At 65.6% G+C, this 16,645-nt stretch carries 15 protein-coding genes; 10 read left to right on the top strand and 5 right to left on the bottom strand.

The annotated features are described in order from the left end of the window. Positions 1-11: 11 nt before the first annotated feature. Both EAS64_RS20590 and EAS64_RS20585 read right to left on the bottom strand, forming a co-directional pair. Complete coding sequence (locus tag EAS64_RS20590; RefSeq protein ID WP_187366063.1) at positions 12-689, bottom strand: response regulator transcription factor; 678 nt, start codon at positions 687-689, stop codon at positions 12-14. Positions 690-696: 7 nt separating this feature from the next. Next, positions 697-1,371 carry a LuxR C-terminal-related transcriptional regulator gene (locus EAS64_RS20585; RefSeq protein ID WP_145855117.1) on the bottom strand — a complete coding sequence of 225 codons (675 nt, stop codon included), beginning with the start codon at positions 1,369-1,371 and terminating at the stop codon, positions 697-699. A 678-nt stretch (positions 1,372-2,049) separates the two neighbouring features. Between EAS64_RS20585 and EAS64_RS20580 the strand changes: the two genes are divergently transcribed. The 10 genes from EAS64_RS20580 to EAS64_RS20530 all read left to right on the top strand — a co-directional run bounded on the left by EAS64_RS20580 (position 2,050) and on the right by EAS64_RS20530 (position 13,795). Beyond that, the gene (locus tag EAS64_RS20580) at positions 2,050-3,612 is read left to right on the top strand and encodes an acyl-CoA ligase (AMP-forming), exosortase A system-associated (RefSeq protein ID WP_145855115.1); all 1,563 of its coding nucleotides are present in this window, start codon (positions 2,050-2,052) and stop codon (positions 3,610-3,612) included. A gap of 49 nt (positions 3,613-3,661) precedes the next feature. After that, positions 3,662-3,946, top strand: coding sequence for an acyl carrier protein (locus EAS64_RS20575; RefSeq protein WP_145855114.1), 285 nt, complete (start codon positions 3,662-3,664; stop codon positions 3,944-3,946). A 1-nt stretch (position 3,947) separates the two neighbouring features. Continuing rightward, on the top strand, positions 3,948-4,796 hold the full coding sequence (locus EAS64_RS20570) for a hypothetical protein (protein WP_222849470.1): 849 nt from the start codon (positions 3,948-3,950) through the stop codon (positions 4,794-4,796). Positions 4,797-5,180: 384 nt separating this feature from the next. Continuing rightward, positions 5,181-6,209 carry an alpha/beta hydrolase gene (locus EAS64_RS20565; RefSeq protein WP_145855111.1) on the top strand — a complete coding sequence of 343 codons (1,029 nt, stop codon included), beginning with the start codon at positions 5,181-5,183 and terminating at the stop codon, positions 6,207-6,209. Between the two features lie 73 nt (positions 6,210-6,282). After that, on the top strand, positions 6,283-7,026 hold the full coding sequence (locus tag EAS64_RS20560; protein ID WP_145855109.1) for an esterase family protein: 744 nt from the start codon (positions 6,283-6,285) through the stop codon (positions 7,024-7,026). A 28-nt stretch (positions 7,027-7,054) separates the two neighbouring features. Beyond that, positions 7,055-8,305 carry an ATP-grasp domain-containing protein gene (locus tag EAS64_RS20555; protein WP_145855107.1) on the top strand — a complete coding sequence of 417 codons (1,251 nt, stop codon included), beginning with the start codon at positions 7,055-7,057 and terminating at the stop codon, positions 8,303-8,305. A gap of 92 nt (positions 8,306-8,397) precedes the next feature. Next, positions 8,398-9,879: a glutamate-cysteine ligase family protein gene (locus tag EAS64_RS20550; RefSeq protein WP_145855105.1), complete on the top strand. Its 1,482-nt coding sequence runs from the start codon at positions 8,398-8,400 to the stop codon at positions 9,877-9,879. Positions 9,880-9,985: 106 nt separating this feature from the next. Beyond that, complete coding sequence (locus EAS64_RS44875; protein ID WP_222849469.1) at positions 9,986-10,486, top strand: DUF1905 domain-containing protein; 501 nt, start codon at positions 9,986-9,988, stop codon at positions 10,484-10,486. 126 nt (positions 10,487-10,612) lie between these two features. Then, entirely contained in the window at positions 10,613-13,108 is a 2,496-nt protein-coding gene (locus EAS64_RS43690; RefSeq protein ID WP_187366062.1) for a serine/threonine protein kinase, read from the top strand. A gap of 240 nt (positions 13,109-13,348) precedes the next feature. Beyond that, positions 13,349-13,795: an FHA domain-containing protein gene (locus tag EAS64_RS20530; protein ID WP_246115791.1), complete on the top strand. Its 447-nt coding sequence runs from the start codon at positions 13,349-13,351 to the stop codon at positions 13,793-13,795. Positions 13,796-13,798: 3 nt separating this feature from the next. On the opposite strand, the gene EAS64_RS20525 is transcribed toward EAS64_RS20530, so the two are convergent. The 3 genes from EAS64_RS20525 to trpB all read right to left on the bottom strand — a co-directional run bounded on the left by EAS64_RS20525 (position 13,799) and on the right by trpB (position 16,578). Further along, a complete protein-coding gene (locus EAS64_RS20525) occupies positions 13,799-14,551 on the bottom strand; it encodes a GntR family transcriptional regulator (protein WP_145855101.1) in 753 nt (250 codons plus the stop codon). A 120-nt stretch (positions 14,552-14,671) separates the two neighbouring features. Continuing rightward, positions 14,672-15,397 carry a tryptophan synthase subunit alpha gene (trpA, locus tag EAS64_RS20520; RefSeq protein ID WP_246115790.1) on the bottom strand — a complete coding sequence of 242 codons (726 nt, stop codon included), beginning with the start codon at positions 15,395-15,397 and terminating at the stop codon, positions 14,672-14,674. Next, the gene (gene trpB / locus EAS64_RS20515; RefSeq protein WP_145855099.1) at positions 15,394-16,578 is read right to left on the bottom strand and encodes a tryptophan synthase subunit beta; all 1,185 of its coding nucleotides are present in this window, start codon (positions 16,576-16,578) and stop codon (positions 15,394-15,396) included. Before trpB ends, trpA begins: the two co-directional genes overlap by 4 nt. Positions 16,579-16,645: the final 67 nt, after the last annotated feature.

Raw genomic sequence — 16,645 nt, 5'->3', positions numbered from 1 at the left:
CCGGCCGCTGGTCAGAACGATGCGTGGCCGTCTTCGTCGAGCCAGGCTGGGTCTTCCCTGGTGAGGGCGACTGCTTCCAGCATCGAATGGACGCCAAGCTTGCCCATCAGATTGCACATGTGGGTGCGGACGGTATGCACCGAGAGATGGAGCTGCTTCGCCACAGCGTCACGATGCGCAGCACCCTGGGCTAGGCAAGCCAGCACCGCACGTTCGCGTTCCGTGAGCTTGTTGAGCAGGAGTTTGTTCTTGTTATTCCGGTCTTGGCCCCATATGAGCAGTTGCAGAACATTGGCCATTTCGCCCAGGGGCAGCCAGCACTCACCCCGGGCAACGCCGCGGATCACATGCAGGAGGTGTTCCAGTGATTCATCCTTGCGCACCCAGGCGATTGCTCTGGCTCGCAATGCCTTAACGATCCGCTCAGGTTCTGAGGAAAAGCTGAGCATGATCACCCGGATGGGCTTATCGCCGCTGGAGACTTCCTCGCACAGGCGGGTCGCGACGTCGTCCGGCAGATCGCCGTCAAGCAGCATGACGTCGGCGCATTCTCCGGTCAGCAGCGATGGGCCTGGTGCTGGTACCCGTACGGCACCAGTTACGTCTATGTCATCTTCCTCGTCGATCCGCGCCGCCAACACGTCTGCGAAAGCGCGTTCCTGGTCCGCGACGAGGACATGGGTCGCCATCGTTCTTTTACCTTCCTGCAGTGACACGGCTGAGTGGCCCTGAACCATGTCTGAAACCATTGCTGCCCGATCCACGGCTGGCGATAGCAGCGGCCTGAACCTGGCTCTGGGCGCCAAGTTTGTTCAGAACGCGCCCTATGTGGCTGCGCAGAGTACTCATCGCGACGTTCATTTCACGAGCCATTTGCCCGGTACTCTGACCCGCCACGATCCGTTGCAGCACCTGCCTTTCACGTGGCGTGAGATTCCGCATTATCTCGTCCGTCGGCGACGGCATAGTTCGCCGACTTGGCCGACTCGATGAGCCCAGGTCGAAGGCCATCCTTCCGACGCTGATCACCTCAAGGGCGCCCGTGATCGCTTCTGGCTTCTGATCCTTGCGGAGGAATCCCGCCACGCCGATCTCTTTAGCTTCCGACATCACCGAGGGTTCAGACATGCAGGAAAAGACCACGATCTTCGTCTCCGGAAAAGAGCGTCGCATCGCCCGGGCAACATCAAGACCGTTGCCGTCCGAGAAACGCAGGTCGAGCAGGCATGCGTCCGGCCGGTTCGCAACTACCGCTGCGATACCCTCCCTCGCGCTCGTGGTGATAGCCAGTACCTGATGGCCGCGTGCGTGCAGCATCGATGCGAGAGCCTCGGAAAAAATGCGGTTGCTATCACAAAGGACAAGTCGCACCTGCGGTTCCCTCCCGTCCGGGATTCCTTTGATTTATCCAGCTAAGGATGCTATATGGCCCGCAAACATGATCTCCCGTACCATGCTGGCTTCAGGCCGCGCTTTCCTTGCTCTCGCGCGAAAGCTGCCGTCGAGGCGCCCTCCCGGTGTCTCCAGAGGAGAGCCGACCAGATATCTGCAGACGCGGGCCGACCAGACTCCGCCTTGACATGCACTTGTCCATACGCCACCACTCCTCAGCGGACAAGTGCTTGAGAGGCTAGCAATCGTTGGCAGTCCACGCTAGTAGTCCACACGAATTTCGCGAATTAGGACATACAGTGCTTTGCGGACATTACTTTGACCATATTTAACCAAATACGTGCGACATGACCTGGGCCAGGTGAGCGAGTGTGACGTGAGTCATATCACTTGAAACCTTCCGGCAATTCCTTACTCTCCGTGCGTAATTCGCTTTGCCGGTAAAATTCCCGTAGCGATCCTGACCACCAGAAATCGGACAGCCGGACCTCGCCGGACCCTGAGCGCAGGCGTCGGGGCGTGGGCTACCAGTCACCCGAACCACAGGCCTCAAACGGCGTGGGACATATACGCCAGTTTGCTGAGGCAGGTTCCCCAACGCCCGCCTAGGCTCGCCATACGTACGGTCGGCTACCGATGTGAGGCTGTCTGACTGCCATGCGTACCCAGATACACAACCTCGTGGAGGAAGCGGCCGGGAGACATGGGCACGCTCCCGCGCTCACCCACCAGAACGTCGCAGTGACCTATGCAGAACTCTGGCGTGACGTGGCTTTCTTCGGCACTGCGCTAAACCGCCTGGGAGTCCGCCGCAGCGATCGGGTTGCTGTTTATCTCGACAAGCGTATAGAGACGGTGACCGCGCTATTCGGAATCTCTGCCGCAGATAGCGTCTTTGTGCCTGTCAACCCGGTGCTCCGCCCAAAGCAGGTTGGTTACATCTTGCGAGACTGCAGTGCACGGGTTCTGGTGACATCTGCAGAGCGGCTTGCTCTGCTTCGCGAGGAACTACAAGAGTGCAAGTCTGTCGAAAATGTCGTGCTGGCGAGCCCGGCTTCTTCCCCCGAGCCGGGCGAGCGATACACGGTAAACCCTTGGCCGATTCCTGCAGAGGGTGACGTATACACTCCGCATGCCATCGATGTCGACATGGCCGCCATCCTGTACACCTCTGGCAGCACTGGACAACCTAAGGGAGTCGTGCTCAGTCATCGAAACCTGATCGCCGGTGCCGAGAGTGTCAGCCACTACCTTGGCAACACACCTCAGGACGTGATCCTGGCGGGGCTGCCGTTCAGCTTCGACGCCGGGCTCAGCCAGCTCACCACCGCGTTCAGCGTCGGAGCCCACGTCGTGCTCCTGAACTATGTGCTGCCCGCGGACGTCGTAAGGCTGTGCGCCCGGCATCGCGTAACCGGAATAACGGGTGTGCCGCCGCTATGGATCCAGATCGCCGACGAAGACTGGCCCCGTGAGGCCACCCGGCATCTACGGTATTTCGCCAACACCGGGGGCAGGATGCCGAAAGCGACCCTGGACAAGCTGCGTTCGTTGTTCCCCGCGGCAACCCCGTTCCTGATGTACGGGCTGACCGAAGCGTTCCGCTCTACCTATCTCGACCCAGCAGAGGTAGGCAGGCGTCCCGGCTCCATAGGCAAGGCGATCCCTAACGCCGAAATCCTCGCCGTTCGCGCGGACGGTTCAGTCTGCGACCCCGGCGAAGAAGGTGAGCTGGTCCACCGTGGAGCGCTCGTGGCCTTGGGGTACTGGAACGACCCAGAACGTACCGCCCAGCGGTTCCGTCCCCTTCCGGCGCGCGCATCTGGTCTGTGCACCGGCGAGATGGCAGTTTGGTCAGGCGACACCGTAGTGCGGGATGAGTACGGATTCTTCTACTTCGTCGGCCGTAACGACGAAATGATCAAGACGTCCGGGTATCGGGTGAGCCCGACCGAGGTCGAGGAGGCGGCGTACGACACCCGGCTAGTACGTGATGCCGTCGCTCTCGGTGTAGCGGACCCGAAACTCGGCCAGCATGTCGTGCTGGTCGTTAGCCCGGCCATCGGCACTCGGATAGATGTTGATTGCCTGCTGGCACGAATGAGACAGGCACTTCCGCGCTACATGCTGCCACAGCACGTTGAGGTCAGGCTGGAGATCCCCCGTTCACCGAACGGCAAATTCGACCGTAAATTGCTGCGCAAGGAACTGGCAGAGTGACGGTTCATCACCACTGCTAACCCTCGTTTCGCAAGGAGGAGCTATCCGCATGGAGACAACCGCATCAGCAGTTAACCAGGTCAAGGCACTGATTGGCGAGGTACTTGGCATCGCGGACCGCGTTGACTCGATGAATGATTCAACCAGGCTGCTAGGCAGCCTCCCAGAACTGGACTCCATGGCGGCTGTGGAACTGCTTGCCGCGACCGAGGAGACGTTCGGATTCAAAGTGGAAAGTGACGATATCGCGACTGACGCGTTCGAGACAATCGGCACGTTCGCAGCGTACGTTGAGAAATCGACCCTGAAAGCTCACGCGCTAAGGGATGGTTGAAATGACCGTTGAACTCCTGCCGATCACGGATACCGATGTCCCCGCGGCAACAGACTTCCTGCACGCCAACTTCGATGACCGGGTGCCTTGGGCCCGAGTGTGCTCGGCGCGCCCATGGGAGGTGGACGCACCCAACCACGGATTCATGCTCAGGGACGGCCAGCGCGTCGTCGGTGTCCATCTGGCCTTCTACTCGGAGCGCCTGATCGCCGGTAAAACCGAACGGTTCTGTAACCTGGGTGCCTGGTGCGTGCTGCCTGAATTCCGGTTTCACAGTATGCGTCTCTACCGGGAACTGCTGATGCAGGACGGTTATCACTTCACCGGCCTCTCACCGGGCGAGAAGGTGTTGTCGATTCATTCCCGGTTCAAATTCCGTTTCCTTGACACGTCCGCGACACTGATTCCCAACCTGCCATGGCCCGGCGTCCCCGGCCTGACGAGGATCAGCGCCGACCCGGAAGTGATCGGACGCAGACTGTCCGGGCCTGAGCTTGAGCTCTACCGGGACCACGCACAAGCACTCGCAGCGCGCCATCTCGTGCTAATCCGAGGCGAGAACTGCTGCTATGTGATCTACCGGGAGATGCGGTTCAAGAATATCCCGATAGTCGCGGTAATTCTTCATGTCAGCAATCCCGGCTTGTTCCGCCGGTCAATAGTTCCGCTTACGCGCTACCTGCTAGTCCGTCACGGGTTGGTGGGAACCCTAGCCGAGCTGCGGATCATTGGACGCCGGCCGCGTTTGGCATTCAGGCTGCATTCGTGGCCCAAGATGTACTACAGCACGAGCTTGGAAGCCAGGCAGATAGACGATCTATACAGCGAGCTCGTGTGCGTGCCCTGGTAGCAGCACCTCACTAGCTTATGCGGAAGCTTCACGACCATGCGGATCAGAAGGACCGAGTCACGATGCCGAAAATACTAATCCGAGTAGGTACAGCACTCACTGTCGCGATTGTTGGTTCATTCACCATTCTCCTGGTTATCAATAGTGTGCTCTTTGTCAAGCTAAAGCGGATGTTCCGCTACGGGATACCGCCTGCTGAAAAGTGACGCCATGAGGCGGCGACCCGTGCGGTTCCGTAGCCGAGAGCGCCGAACCGCCAGCACGGGCGGCGTAGATCGGCTGCGCAGCCGACCGGAGACGGTGCACGCGACTTGACCGCGACGGATTCAAGTGAGTCCGGGAATCGGCGGTGGCGGCAGGGGGAACCAACGACATGTGAGCCGGATGAGCGGGCAAACGGTGACCTTCCGGCTGGCGGATCCGGAGCACCGGCTAACGGGCGTGCGCCTCGTGCAGGACGTGCGCATCCCCGGCGACCTGCTCGGCTTCCACCGCGGCGGCGATGGATGGCTCTTGGTCATCGACCGGCCGCCGGTGAACCGGATGGAGTACCTGTTTGAACTGCGGCATCCGAACGGTGGAGTGGAAACCGTGCTCGATCCGGGGAACCCGCGGCAGGTGGCGGGCGCGTTCGGGCCGAAGAGCGTCCTTGAGTTCCCCGGTTACACGCCGCCGGGCTGGCTGAGCGTCGAGGCCGGGCCGGGAACCGTGACCGACTTCGACGTGCCGGTCGCGGCGCTCGACGCGGCGGTCGCCGTCCGGCTCTGGTCTCCCGACGGGGCGCGGCACGACGAGCTGCTGCCGCTGCTCGTGGCGCACGACGGGCCGGAGTACGACAGGCTCGCGAGCCTTACCCGCTACCTGTCCGCGGGAGTCGCCGGGCACTGGCTGCCCCGGCTGCGGGCCGCGCTGCTCAGCCCGGGGCCGAGGGACCGCTGGTATTCCGCCAACATGCGCTACACCGGGGCGCTGTGCACGACCGTGCTGCCCGCGATCACCGGCCAGGTGGCGACGAGCGTGCGGATGGGGATGGGCGCCAGCCTCGGCGCGCTGTCGCTGCTGCACGCGCACTGCCGCTACCCGGACGCGTTCGACGCGCTGTTCCTGCAGTCGGGCAGCTTCTTCCTGCCGCGCTTCGACTCGCAGGAGCAGCGGTTCCACTACTACCGCCGGATCGTCAGGTTCGTCACCGGCGTGCACGAACGCGGGCTGCCGTCCCGGACTGTGCCCGCGGTCTTTACCTGCGGCGCGATCGAGGAGAACATCGAGAACAACCGGCTGATGACCAAGACCCTGACCGCCAGGGGTTACCCGGCGACCCTGCACGAGGTGCCCGACATGCACAACTACACCGCCTGGCGTGACGCGTTCGACCCCTGGCTCACCGAACTGCTCGGCCGGGTGAGCAAATGAGCGAGCTTGCGAGCGAATCCGTAAGTACAGCGCGTCCGCGAATGCGGACTCCGGGCGCCTGCGAGGTGTCCTCATGAGCCGGGAGGTGACCGAGCTGTGGTCGAACGACCTCGGCGCCGCGGGCACCGTCATCCGGTACGGCCACTGGGGGCGCGCGGTGCTTGTGTTCCCCGCCGAGCGCGGCAGAGCCTGGGACTTCGAGAACAACGGCATGGTCGGGGCCGTGTCGACCCTGATCGATGAGGGCCGGGTGAAGCTTTACTGCGTCGACAGTTACGACGCCGCCTCCTGGTCTAACCAGAACATCCCGCTGGAAGAACGCGCGCGTCAGCACGGCCGCTACGAGTCATGGATACTCAACGAGGTCGTGCCGTGGATACACCGGGACTGCGGCGGCGCGGTCGAGGTGGCAACCCTGGGCTGCAGCATTGGCGCCTTCCACGCCGCCAACTTCGCGCTCAAGCGGGCCGACCTCTTCCCGCTTGCGATGTGCTTCTCCGGCAACTACGACCCCGCGTCCTGGAACGGCTGGGGCGAGCGCGGCAGCGAGGCGTACTTCAACAGCCCACTTGACTACGTCGCCAACCTGCACGGCGACCACCTCGACTGGCTGCGCGGCCGGGTCAGCCTGCTGCTGGTGTGCGGCCAGGGCCAGTGGGAAGACACCACGAGATCGCTGCCAAGCACCAAGCAGTTCGCCGGGCTGCTCGCCGGCAAGGGCATCAGGCACGAGCTCGACCTGTGGGGCTTCGACGTGCCGCACGACTGGCCGTCCTGGCGCGCACAGCTCGCCCACCACCTGCCACGATTCTGCTGAACCGTGCTCTGCTGAACGGAGGCCAACGTTGACCGCTTCCAGGCACCTGGTCGGGTTGCTGCTCGGCACCGAGGAGGACTGGCCCAGGGCATTCGAGGAGATCCTGCGCCGGATAGGCCCGGTCGAAGGCGCCGACGGCGCCCGGCACGCCTTCGACTGCGAGCGGATCACCATCGAGCCGTTCAGCCTGCGCGACCGCCCCCGCTACGACCTGGTCATCGACCGGCTCGCGTACTGGTACTACCACCCGAGGGAGTGGCTGAAGAAGATCTCACTGATGGACGGTGTGTACGTGCTGAACAGCCCGTTCACGTTCCAGTCGATGGAGAAGCACGCGGCCTACTGCGCGATGATGCGGCTGGGCCTCAAGGTGCCGGAAACTGTGCTGGTCCCGTACAAGAACCCGGTGGACAACTCGCGCTACGCCTACACCGCCGCCCGGTACAACCAGCCCTTCGACCTCGACGCCATCGCGGAGCGGATCGGCTATCCGCTGTTCATGAAGCCGTATGACGGCGGCGCCTGGCGCGGTGTCTCCCGGATCGCCAACCCGGCCGAACTGCACGCCGCCTACGACCAGAGCGGCGAGATGCTCATGCACCTGCAGAAGGCCATCGACTACGACGTCTTCGCCCGCTCGCTGTCGATCGGCGCCGAGACGATGGTGACGCGCTTCCAGCCGGACCAGCCGATGCACCTTCGCTACGCGGTCGACCACGATTTCCTCGCGCCGCAGGCCGGGTCAGAGGTGGTGACGATCGGGCGGCTGGTCAACAGCTTCTTCCGGTGGGAGTTCAACTCGTGCGAGACGCTGGTCAAGGGCGATGAGGTCTATCCCATCGACTATGCCAACGCCTGCCCGGACGTGGCACTGACCAGCCTGCACTACTACTTCCCCTGGGCGATCAGGGCACTGGTCAAGTGGTGTGTCTTCGCGCTGGTAACCGGGCGGCGAGCCAAGCTCGACCTGGATAGCGACCGGTTCTTCGAGGCGGGCGACGACCCGGACATGACATACCAGGAAAAGCTGGACACCTACCGGAAGCTAGCCGACAGCTATTTCGAGGCAGACCGCTACCAGGACTTCTGCGCGACCAGCCTGCCGCACGTCGACGAGATCGTGCTCGAGTGGGTCGCGGGACCGGACTTCGACCGGCTGCTGATCGACACCGTCCGCTCCACCTACCCGGCATACGAGCACGACATGTTCATCGCGCACCTGCGCGGCCTGCTCGGCCTGTGGGTCCGCGACGAGACCGCCCGCCTGGGGGCCACCTGACCTTGGCTGGGGCTACTGGGCGTGCGAATGTATAGAGAAGAGGGGTGCTGTTCAGGCACACGGTCCCGCCAGCAGCGTTGAGCGGAGGCCTCATGGGCCGTGAGATTCAGGCGATCAAGTTCACCGGTGAGGATCGGCGACTGTACCGGGAGAAGGTGCGGCGCTCACTTGACGCGCTCGCCCGGATGCTGCGGGACAATGCGTTCGAGGACAAGCCCGCGCATGTGGGCCAGGAGATCGAACTGAACCTCGTCGACTCCGAGGCACAGCCGTCCATGCGCAACGCCGAAGTGCTTGACGCCATCGCGAACCCGGCCTGGGGCGTCGAGGTCGGGCAGTTCAACCTGGAGATCAACGTGCCGCCCCGGCGGCTGGCCGGAGGCGCGCTTGCCGATCTTGAGCAGGTGGTCAGGGACGATCTCAACGCCGGGGACGAGAAGGCCCGCGGCACCGGGACCCGGGTGGTGATGATCGGCATCCTGCCCACGCTGCGGAAAGAGGACGTGCACCTGGGCAATCTCTCCGCCAGCGACCGCTTCCGCGTGCTCAACGAGCAGATCTTCGCCACGCGCGGCGAGGACATGCGGATCGCCATCGACGGCGCGGAGAGACTGCTCACCCACACCGACAGCATCACTCCCGAGGCCGCCTGCACGAGCCTTCAGCTTCACCTGCAGGTCAACCCGGAGAGCTTCGCGAGCTACTGGAACGCCGCTCAGGCAGCCGCCGCGGTCCAGGTGGCGCTCGGCGCGAACTCACCGTTCCTGTTCGGCAAGCAACTCTGGCACGAGACCAGGATCACGCTGTTCGAGCAGGCCACCGACACCCGGCCGGACGAGCTTAAGGAACAGGGCGTGCGGCCACGCGTGTGGTTCGGCGAGCACTGGATCACGTCGGTGTTCGACCTATTCGAGGAGAACCTGCGGTACTTCCCCGCACTGCTGCCGATCTGTGAGGACGAGGATCCGGTGGCGGTGCTCGACGGGGGCGCCTACCCCAATCTCGCCGAGATGAGCCTGCACAACGGGACGGTCTACCGGTGGAACCGGCCGATCTACGCGCTCGTTGACGGCACGCCACACCTGCGGGTGGAGAACCGGGTGCTGCCAGCCGGCCCGTCGGTCGCCGACGTGCTGGCGAACGCGGCCTTCTACTACGGTCTTGTGCGCACGCTCGCCGAGGCGCAGCGGCCGATCTGGACCCAGATGTCGTTCGCCGCCGCCGGCGAGAACCTGCATGAGGCGGCCCGCCGCGGCCTGGACGCGAACCTGTACTGGCCCGGGCTCGGCGAGGTGCCGGCCGCCGAGCTCGTGCTGCGCCGCCTGCTGCCGATGGCCCGCGAGGGCCTCAGCCACTGGGGCGTCGACTCGGCCGATGCGGACCGCCTGCTCGGCATCATCGAGCAGCGCTGCATCACCGGCCAGACCGGCGCCGCCTGGCAGATCGCAACGGTCGCGGAGATCTCCGCACACGGCGGATCCGACCGGCCCGAGGCACTGCGCCAGATGACCCAGCGCTACATCGAGCACATGCACACCAACGAGCCTGTCCACACCTGGCCAGTGACCGGCTAACCGCCCATTCCTCTCCGGCAAAGTTTCTTATCTATGCGCGAAGTGTCCCCCATGGGAGGGCTGCTTCCCCAAGAAGAGCGGCAGGCCGTACTCCAGGGGATGACCAATGCGCCGCGACCAGCTTGAGCACGCGATCCGCACCGCCTGCCAGATCATCGGCAGGCCTGAGGTGATCATCGTCGGCTCCCAGGTAATTGACGCGGGCACCGATGTTGCCGTCCTGCAACATTTACAGTTCAGCTGTGAATGTTGGCGCTTGGCAACATGCACGGCTGCTACGAGGGTGGCGTGGGAAGCTGAGCCGGTGCAGATCATCTTCGATGGCGAGTTGTGGCTCTGGGATGCGCGGCGTGCCGATACCTGGGTCTTCGTCAGCCTGCCGGCCGACGAGTCCGAGGAGATCCGGGATCTGGCCGGCGGGTTGCGTCGCGGCTTCGGGTCGCTGCGGGTCCGGGTGACCATCGGGAGCAGCACGTGGACCACGTCGATCTTCCCTGACAGCGGGGGTAGCTACGTGCTTCCGGTCAAGAGGCCGGTTCGCCAGGCCCAGGGGCTCGACGTGGGGGACGTGACGAGTGTGACCGTGGAGCTTATCGATATTGCCTAGCGGGCACCGGTAACCGGGAATTAAAACCACCAACCGTTCGGGATGGACATCTTCGCCTATTGTGCTCTGGAGACTTCATCGTGGCCCTTTCTCTTACAGAGCGCTACGATTCGGGCGAGGAGGGGGATGAGTACCAGACGACGTCGGCTTGACCCCGTGGGCCCCTTTGGCAACCCGGACGGGTCGCGGGCCGACATCGAGGACTTGATCAGTGAGTTCGTCGATTTCGGCGGCAATCCTGCGTACGGCCATCTCGCCACTCGCGCGAACGACTCCAAAGTGCGCGTGATCGTGGGAAAACTCGGCGCCGGCAAGACGGTCTACCTGCGACGCCTCCAGGATTTCCAGGCACATCAGGATTCCGTCTACGCCAGTCCGCCGCAGCAGAGCCTGCCGAAGACGGAAGTCATCGTGAAGGCGTGCCAGTGGTTCTCCGATCGCGTCCTTGTCGAGAAGTGGATGCAGATCTGGGAGCGCGCGATCATGCGGTCGCTGGTCTCGCATTTGCTCCGTCATCCCGAGTTGCGGCCGCAGGTGCGCGACGAGCAGGCCGCCGAGATCGAGCAGTCATACGGGCGGCTGCTCGGTGATTTCCGCCGGCCGCGGTCGATCTACAGCGAAGTCCGCGACATCATCAATCAGCAGCACAACGCCCATCAGCTGTCCACGTACCTCGATAATCCGCTGTGGGACGACCTTGAGGACCTGCTCGGCGAGATACTCAGCCAGTGCAAGCCGATTTACTTCTACCTCGACGCGATAGACGAGGAATTCAGCCACGCGCCGATGTACTGGCTGAAGTGCCAGGAGGGGCTGTTCTACCAGGTGATGCGGCTGCTCCGCGATCACAAGCTGGGCGGCCGGCTGCATGTTGTCGTCTGCATCCGCGACATCGTGATGTCGTCGGTGTACCGCTCTGAGCACGCGCCGCGGTATTACAACGAGCCGCACATCCGCGTCTTGACCTGGGACCGCAGTTCGCTGCTCTACCTGCTCGAGCAGAAGCTGCGGCGGCTGCCGGTGTCGCTGCTGATGCGGCGCTCCACCACCGGTCATCCGACGATCCACGACTGGCTCGGGGTCAACGGCAGCTGGCCGGGGCCCAACGGGGACGCGTCGATCGAGGACTACCTGCTCAGCCATACGAGGCTGATACCGCGCGACATCATCTCGCTTGGCAATGAGCTGAGCGAGGAGGTGTTGCGCCAGAAGCAGGCTGGCCGCGAGGGCATCCCCACGGACGCCCTGGAGGGGGTGGTGCAACGCAGCGCCAAGCGGTTCGGGGATTCCCAGCTCGCGCAGTGCGCCAACCAGATCTCCTCGGACCTGATGCCGGAGAACGCCGCGCTGCAGGACTACTCCGAGTTGTTCACCAGCACCCAGGCCTATATCAGCGGGGTGCAGGAGGACGTGCGCTCGTTCGTCCGGATGATGGGCGTCGACCGGTTCTCCCGCGGTGACCTCGCCGCACTGCAGGATGTGGCGGATCTGCACTTCGAGAAGACGACGCACCTCGCCTCCGTCCTGTGGCAGAACGGGCTGCTCGGCTACGTCGACGAGTCAGGGCAGCGCCGCTTCTACTCCATGGGCGACGTCGAGCAGTTTCACTTCCCGCCGGACGTGGACACCTACGTGCTGCACCCGTGCCTCATGTACGCGGTCGGCGGCATCGCGCACGTGCGCGGGAATTCCGCCGGCGCGGGAACCGCGCGCGCCACCCGCCCGTTCCGCCCTCCCGGGCGCACTGCGGTACTGGCCGCCACCACGCAGCTCGCCAGCGGCCAGGTGCTCTCCAAGCCGGACACGGCGGGGATGCGATCCACGGCAGGGACCGGGGCCGCCGAGTACGCCGCGGGTGACGTCATCGACGACCGGTTCGAGATCCTCCGAGTGCTCGGGCAGGGCGGGTTCTCGAAGGTCTACCGGGTTCGCGATGAGGTCGAGGGCAAGGAGCGAGCGCTCAAGCTCTTCAACACCGCCGCCGGGCACGAGGCGGTGCGCCGCGAGATCGGCGCGCTGCGGGAAATCCATCACCGCAACGTGGTGGAGGTCTTCTGGGCCGGCCAGACGGGCTCGGGCGAGTGGTATCTCATCACCGAGTTCATTGACGGGGAGTCCCTGGAGGAGTTCGTCACGGGCAAGCGGAATCTCCGCGACCGGGAGGCCCTGGACGTCGCACTCGACCTGCTCGAGGCGCTCGTCGCCTTCCACCCCGGACTGATCCACCGCGACATCAAACCGCGCAACGTCATGCTGTCGCGAGCGGGAGCGAAGCTCCTTGACTTCAACATCGCTTCCCGATTCGGCGACCCGGTGCACACGCAGTCGGGCACGCCGCCCTATCAGCCGCCGGACGCCGACCTCACGCACTGGGACGTTTCCACCGACCTGTTCGCGGTCGGCGTGCTGCTGTACCAACTGCTCTGCAACGGCAGTCACCCGTATCCGAATGCGATGCCGGTGCTCGACGGAGTGGTGATCGATCCGCGAACCTCCCGCTCCGATCTCGGCGCCGATCTCGCGGAATTCCTCGTCAAGGCATGCGCTCCGGCCAGCCGTGACCGCTTCGCCACGGCCGGGGAAATGCGGCTTGCCTTGCGCGATATCCGCGCTCAGCTGTGAACGGCGCCGCAGGCGGGTGCCGCATCAGCGGGTGAGGCCGGCCTGGTAGGCGAAGACCACGAGCTGGGCGCGGTCCCTGGCGCCCAGCTTGGCCATCGCGTGGTTGGCGTGCGCACAACGGGTGCGTTGTGAACTGTCAGCCAAAGGAACCTGCCGGAAGTGCCAGTCGCCCGAGCGGTAATGGATTTCTCATTCGCGCGCGCCTTTAAACAGCGCCGGAAATGCTGGCATTATCAATGGGTGGCCACCCTCATTGAGCGCCTCGCGCAAGTTGCCTACGAAGCCTACCGGGCCGCCCTTCCCACCCCTGCCCTCCTGTGGGAGGACCTCACCAAACAGGAACGGCAAGCGTGGAAGGCCGCGGTGACCGCCGTGGCGGGGCAAACTGGCGGCACGCTCACTGACGCGCCTTCCGGCAGGTCCCTGGTCATCCAGCTCGGAGAACAGCGGCACACCTTCCGTGCGGACTTCACCGTCGGCCGTGAAGGCAGGCTCACGATCGACGACGACTTCGCCTCTGGCCAGCACGCCCGCTTCCTGACCGTTCGCGGCCTGTGGTACGTCGAGGACCTCGACTCCACCAACGGCACCACGCTCAACGGGCGTCCGATCCTTTCCGTCCAGCTGCTGAAGAAACGAGACAAGATCAGGATCGGCCAGACGGTCATGACCGTGGTGTCGGTATAAGGCTCAAGGCGGCGGCGTCGCTCCCCAGTGCAGGGATAGTTCGGTGGCGGCGCGTTCCGCGGTGATCTGCATCATGCTGCCCAGGATGGTCGCCCGGTCCGTCACCAGGGCCGTCCCGTCCGGCCCGTACGTGACGCGGTCGCTGACAAGCACCGGCGCGCCCTCGTCCTCGTCCAGGTGCCTGGCCACGTCCGCCCCGAGCACCTCCGGCCGGATCGTCTCCGACGCCCGGGCCACCACGGCCCCCGCCTCGGTCAGGGCCGCGTACAGCGACGTGGCGGTGAAATCGACGTCATGCAACCGTTCCGCATGCGGCTCGCGAACCCAGGAGACCTGATGGATCGCGCGGCGGCCGGCGAACGCGCGGACCCGCTCCAGCCGCAGCCCCGTCTCGGTCTCGCGGACCCGCAGCCGCGCCGCGATGCGCGCGGGCAGGCGGCGCTGCGCGCGGGCGATCACGGTCGTACGGACCTCGTGGCCCTGCTCGCGCAGGTCGTCGGCAAAGCTGCGCAACGAGCCGAGCTGGTACGCCAGCTGCGGCGACGCGTCTAGTGGGGCGACGAAGGTGCCCTTGCCCGGCCGCTGGACGATCAGCCCCTCGTCGCTCAGCTCCCGCAGCGCCTGGCGCAGCGTCATCAGCGTGACCCCGTACGCCGTGCTCAGCTCGCGCTGCCCAGGCAGTGCCTCGCCTGGCGCGTAGTGACCGTCGCGGATCTTCGCGGCAAGGTCGGCGGCAATGGCTCGGTAGCGTGCCATGCCGCTCCCCTCGTCGTGACCCGGTTGGCCTTGTTGACCCGGGCTGACCTGGTTGACCCGGATGCCCTGGCGGGCCTTTTGGCCCGGCGGGCCGCGTCCCTCGGTCGTCGCCAACGACGATCATCCCACGCCGGCCGGGCGGGAAAGCGCGGCCCGCAGTGACGCCACGAAGGCGCCCGCCTCGGCCGGGCCCGCGCCGTCCAGGACGCGACGCATGACGGCCGCGCCGACGATGACCCCGTCGGCGACCGCCGCCGCCTCGGCCGCCTGCTCGGGGGTGGATATCCCGAAGCCGAGCAGGACAGGCAGTTCTGTGGCCTGCCTGACCCGGGCGGCGAGCGCCGCGGCGGACGGGGCCAGCCGGTCGCGCTCGCCAGTGGTGCCCATGACCGAGATGACGTAGACGAAGCCCTGGCTGCGCCGCCCGATCTCGGCGAGCCGGTCATCCGGCGTCGCGGGCGACGCGAGCAGGCTGACCTCGATGCCCGGCACGCTCAGCCCGGCCAGTTCGTCGACCGGGAGATCGGGCACGATCAGCCCGCTGATCCGCGCGGCCCGCAGCGCCGCGGCGAAGCCCGGCCGCAGCGCGATGTTGGCGTAGGTGCTCGCGATGAGCGGGATGCCGACGCGGATCGCGGCGAGGTCCGCCAGGACAGCGGCGGGGGTGGCGCCGCGGGCGAGCGCGGTGTCTGACGCCTCCTGGATGGTCGGGCCGTCCACGGTCGGGTCGGAGAACGGCAGCCCGACCTCAATCATGTCCGCGCCCGCGTCCTCGAACGCGGTCAGGTAGGCGGTCCAGTCCGGCCGCACGCCGCCGGTGATGTAGGGCATCAGCAGCTTGGTCACAGCTCCGTCTCCGCCATGAGGGTGGCGACGTCCTTGTCGCCGCGCCCGGAGAGCGTGACGAGGACGGTCGAGCCGGCTGGCAGGTCTGAGGTCCCGGCCGCGCGGATCACCCAGGCCAGGGCGTGCGCCGACTCGATCGCGGGCAGGATGCCCTCCGTCCGTGCCAGGCGCACGGCTGCCGCGATCGCCTCGGCGTCGGACACCGTGACATAGCGGGCGCGCCCCAGGTCCCGCAGGTGCGCGTGCTCGGGGCCGACGCCCGGGTAATCCAGCCCGGCTGCCATCGAGTGCGCCTCCTCGATATGCCCGTCTTCGTCCTGCAGGAACAGCGACTGGAAGCCGTGCAGCACGCCGATCTCGCCGTTCGATGCGCCCGCGCCGCCCTCGGCCTCGACGCCCACGAGCTTCGCCGCCGTGCCGACGAAGCCCGCGAAGGTGCCCGCCGCATTGCTGCCGCCGCCGACGCAGGCGACGACGTAGTCGGGCACCGCCGCGGGCAGTTCGGCCGCGCACTGCCGCCTGGCCTCGTCGCCGATGACGCGCTGGAACTCGCGCACCATCATCGGGTAGGGGTGCGGGCCGATGACGGAACCCACGCAGTAGTACGCCTCGTCGGCGTCGGCGACCCAGTGACGCATCGCCTCGCTTGTCGCGTCCTTGAGCGTGCGGCTGCCGGTGCTCACCGGGACGACCTCGGCGCCGAGCAGCCGCATGCGGAACACGTTATGCGCCTGGCGTTCCACGTCACGCTCCCCCATGAAGACCTTCACCGGCAGGCCGAGCAGGGCGCCCGCCGTCGCGGTCGCGACCCCGTGCATGCCGGCGCCGGTCTCCGCGATCAGCCGCGCGCGCCCCATGCGGCGGGCAAGCAGCGCCTGCCCCATCACGTTGTTGATCTTGTGGGAGCCGGTGTGGGTCAGGTCTTCCCGCTTGAGCAGGACGGTCACGTCGAGTTCGGCAGACAGCCGCAGGGCCGGGGTCAGCGGCGTCGGGCGGCCCGCGTAGACCGAGAGCAGCCCGGCGAGGCTGCCGCGGAACCCGGGATCTGACCATGCCCTGGCGAACTCATCCGCGACTGCCTGGCAGGCGGGCACCAGCGACTCCGGCACGTAGCGCCCGCCGTAGCGGCCGAACCGGCCTGGGGTCTGCTGGGCGCGTCCGTCAACTGTTATAGAACTCATGAGAGAGTTATAGAACGGATGAGGGTGGCCGCGCAAGCCGCCGGTCTCGGCGGCACGTTCTGTCACG

Origin of the sequence: Trebonia kvetii (assembly GCF_007827045.1) — a bacterium.
Classification (GTDB): Bacteria; Actinomycetota; Actinomycetes; order Streptosporangiales; family Streptosporangiaceae; genus Trebonia; species Trebonia kvetii.
Note: the sequence above shows the minus strand (reverse complement) of the source record. Positions and strands in the feature narration are given on the sequence as shown.

What these genes read in the sequence shown, in the direction of transcription:
- EAS64_RS20550 (WP_145855105.1), top strand. Translation starts at nt 8,398, where the DNA reads ATGGGCCGTGAGATTCAGGCGATCAAGTTCACCGGTGAGGATCGGCGA.
- EAS64_RS20570 (WP_222849470.1), top strand. Translation starts at nt 3,948, where the DNA reads ATGACCGTTGAACTCCTGCCGATCACGGATACCGATGTCCCCGCGGCA.
- EAS64_RS20565 (WP_145855111.1), top strand. Translation starts at nt 5,181, where the DNA reads ATGAGCGGGCAAACGGTGACCTTCCGGCTGGCGGATCCGGAGCACCGG.
- EAS64_RS20580 (WP_145855115.1), top strand. Translation starts at nt 2,050, where the DNA reads ATGCGTACCCAGATACACAACCTCGTGGAGGAAGCGGCCGGGAGACAT.
- EAS64_RS20590 (WP_187366063.1), bottom strand. Translation starts at nt 689, where the DNA reads ATGGCGACCCATGTCCTCGTCGCGGACCAGGAACGCGCTTTCGCAGAC.
- EAS64_RS20525 (WP_145855101.1), bottom strand. Translation starts at nt 14,551, where the DNA reads ATGGCACGCTACCGAGCCATTGCCGCCGACCTTGCCGCGAAGATCCGC.
- EAS64_RS44875 (WP_222849469.1), top strand. Translation starts at nt 9,986, where the DNA reads ATGCGCCGCGACCAGCTTGAGCACGCGATCCGCACCGCCTGCCAGATC.
- trpB (WP_145855099.1), bottom strand. Translation starts at nt 16,578, where the DNA reads ATGAGTTCTATAACAGTTGACGGACGCGCCCAGCAGACCCCAGGCCGG.
- EAS64_RS43690 (WP_187366062.1), top strand. Translation starts at nt 10,613, where the DNA reads ATGAGTACCAGACGACGTCGGCTTGACCCCGTGGGCCCCTTTGGCAAC.
- EAS64_RS20560 (WP_145855109.1), top strand. Translation starts at nt 6,283, where the DNA reads ATGAGCCGGGAGGTGACCGAGCTGTGGTCGAACGACCTCGGCGCCGCG.
- EAS64_RS20575 (WP_145855114.1), top strand. Translation starts at nt 3,662, where the DNA reads ATGGAGACAACCGCATCAGCAGTTAACCAGGTCAAGGCACTGATTGGC.